Below are 3,016 nucleotides of genomic sequence, written 5' to 3'. Positions count from 1 at the left end.
GGCGGGGCGCACGCCCGCTTGACCCTTTTCGCTTCTCCCTACCGTGAAGGATGAACCCATGAGGCGTCTCCTTTTTTTCTGGCTGCTGGTGCTGCTGGCCGTGCCCCTGGGCGCCCAGGCCCAGCCCTCGGCTGACGACGATTCGGCCGCCATCGAGCTGCTCGAGGCGCTGGACGTCGGTTCCTTTGCCGACAAGGCCGCCGGCATCGAGGCCATTGTGCAGAGCGACGATCCCCGCGCCCGCGACTGGCTGCAGGCGCTTCTCGACGGCCGCCTGCAGCGCACCGTGGAGGGCCGCTTCGTGGTGGTGCTCGACAACCGCGGTCGCGACTGGCCGGTGGAGGACGCCCTCACCGGCGAGGCGCTGGGGGAAATGTCCCGCCGGGACCTGGACCGCATCGGCATCAACAATGCGCTGCGCAATCAGCTGCGCAGCGCCATCGCCGTGGTGGACCTCTACTCGGCCGACCTCGCGCTGCGCCGCGCCTCCGCCGAGCGGCTGCTGGGCGAGGTGGACGCCGACCTGGCCGGCCCCCTGGCCGAGGTGATCGAGGGCGAGGAGGATGCCCGGGTACGCCGGCGGCTGACCCAGGCGCTGGCCATCCACCGCCTGGAACAGGGGGAGGTGGCCGCCGTGGCCGACCTCGAGGGCAGCCTGCACGCCCGGGTGCGGGTAGCCCTCCACAGCGCTGCCAATGGCGACGACCCGGTGCTGGCCGACGCCGCCCGCAGTGCCCTCAACGGCATCGAGCAGATGCTCAAGGTCAACCGCGCCGCGGAGACCCTCTACTTCGGCCTGTCGCTGGGCTCGGTGCTGGTGCTGGCGGCCATCGGCCTGGCCATCACCTTCGGCGTGATGGGGGTGATCAACATGGCCCACGGCGAGCTGATCATGCTCGGCGCCTACACCACCTGGGCCATGCAGCAGCTGCTGCCGGGGCAGCCCGGCCTGGCGCTGATCCTGGCGATACCCGCCGGCTTCCTGGTGGCGGCGCTGGCCGGCATCGCCATCGAGCGCGGCGTGATCCAGTTCCTAAAGGGCAGGCCGCTCGAGACCCTGCTGGCCACCTTCGGCATCAGCCTGATCCTGCAGCAGCTGGTGCGCACGGTGATCTCGCCGCAGAACCGCACGGTGGTCTCGCCGGAGTGGATGAGCGGCTCCATCGCCATCAACGACGCCCTGTCGCTGACGCTCAACCGCATGGTGGTGATCGGCTTCGCCCTGGCGGTGTTCGCCGGCCTGATGCTGATCATGCGCCGCACCCGGCTGGGGCTCGAGGTGCGGGCGGTCACCCAGAACCGCGCCATGGCACGCTCCATGGGGATCCGCGCGACCCGGGTCGATATCCTCACCTTCGCCCTGGGTTCCGGAGTCGCGGGCCTGGCCGGGGTGGCGCTCTCCCAGCTGACCAACGTCGGGCCCAACCTGGGCCAGAACTACATCATCGACTCCTTCATGGTGGTGGTGTTCGGCGGCGTAGGGAATCTCTGGGGCACCCTGGTGGCCGGCCTGTCGCTGGGCGTGATCAACCAGGTACTGGAGCCCTGGGCCGGTGCCGTGCTGGCCAAGATCATCGTGCTGGTCTTCATCATCCTGTTCATCCAGAAGCGCCCCCGCGGACTCTTTCCGCAGAAGGGCCGTGCGGCGGAGGGCTGACCCATGCTGGCTTCGAGATTCTGGCTGACGCGCCCCTTCGCGGAGCGCTCGACGCAGCTCTTCCTGGCCGTGCTGCTGGCGGCCATGACCCTGGTGACGCTGCTGCATGTGGTGGTGCCCCAGGGCCATGCGCTTCACGTCAACGCCTATACCGTCAACCTGTTCGGCAAGTACCTGAGCTATGCGCTGCTGGCCGTGGCGGTGGATCTGGTATGGGGCTACCTGGGCATCCTGAGCCTGGGCCATGGCGCCTTCTTTGCACTCGGCGGCTACGCCATGGGCATGTACCTGATGCGCCAGATCGGCAACCGCGGGGTCTATGGCCATCCGGAGCTGCCGGACTTCATGGTGTTCCTCAACTGGGACAGCCTGCCCTGGTACTGGGCCGGCTTCGACATGGCCTGGTTCGCCTTCCTGATGGTGCTGCTGGCGCCGGGGGCGCTGGCGCTGGTGTTCGGCTTCCTGGCCTTCCGCTCCCGGGTCACCGGTGTGTATCTGTCGATCATCACCCAGGCGCTGACCTTTGCCCTGATGCTGGCCTTCTTCCGCAACGAGATGGGCTTCGGTGGCAACAACGGGCTGACCGACTTCCGCGACATTCTCGGCTTCAACCTGCGCAGCGACCAGACTCGCCTCGGGCTCTTCCTGGCCAGCGGCGTGGCCCTGGCACTGGGCTATCTGCTGTGCCGGGCCATCGTCGGCAGCAAGCTGGGGCGGGTCTGCGTGGCGACCCGCGACGCCGAGGCCCGCACCCGCTTCCTCGGCTACCGGGTCGAACGCGTCCAGCTGTTCGTCTTCGTGGTCTCGGCGATGCTGGCGGGGGTCGCCGGCGCTCTCTACGTGCCCCAGGTGGGCATCATCAACCCCAGCGAATTCTCGCCGCTCTTCTCCATCGAGATCGTGCTGTGGGTGGCGCTGGGCGGGCGCGCGACCCTCTATGGCGCGGTGATCGGGGCGATACTGGTCAATTACGCCAAGACGGTGTTCACCGGGGTGATGCCCGACGCCTGGCTGTTCGCCCTGGGCGCGCTCTTCGTGCTGGTCACGGTGTTCCTGCCGCGGGGCGTGGCCGGCCTGCTCGCCTATCGCCTTAAGCGCCGCCGGCGGCCGGATGACACCGGCGCGGCCGGAACGGAGGTGACCCCATGAGTTTCCTGAGATCCCTGGCCGATCGTGATCGCGTCTTCGACTTCCTGGTTCCCGCGGTCTCGCCGGTGGACGTGCGCCACGGCCCGATCCTCTACCTGGAGGATGTCACGGTGAGCTTTGACGGCTTCAAGGCCATCGACAACCTCAACCTGACCATCGACGACGGCGAGCTGCGCTGCATCATCGGCCCCAACGGCGCTGGCAAGACCA

2 protein-coding genes and 1 pseudogene are annotated in these 3,016 nt (G+C 68.4%); all 3 read left to right on the top strand.

All coding sequences use genetic code 11. The annotated features are described in order from the left end of the window. Positions 1-58 precede the first annotated feature (58 nt). On the top strand, positions 59-1,657 hold the full coding sequence (gene urtB / locus IBX53_RS15530; protein WP_290911106.1) for an urea ABC transporter permease subunit UrtB: 1,599 nt from the start codon (positions 59-61) through the stop codon (positions 1,655-1,657). Positions 1,658-1,660: 3 nt separating this feature from the next. Further along, entirely contained in the window at positions 1,661-2,806 is a 1,146-nt protein-coding gene (gene urtC, locus IBX53_RS15525; RefSeq protein WP_290911102.1) for an urea ABC transporter permease subunit UrtC, read from the top strand. Continuing rightward, a pseudogene (locus tag IBX53_RS15520) lies at positions 2,803-3,016 on the top strand (ABC transporter ATP-binding protein); the annotation flags it as partial. The gene urtC and the pseudogene IBX53_RS15520, both read left to right, overlap by 4 nt.

Origin of the sequence: Halomonas sp. (assembly GCF_014859505.1) — a bacterium.
Lineage (GTDB): Bacteria > Pseudomonadota > Gammaproteobacteria > Pseudomonadales > Halomonadaceae > Halomonas.
The sequence above is the reverse complement of the archived record's forward strand: the minus strand, read 5'-3'. Positions and strand labels throughout refer to the sequence as shown.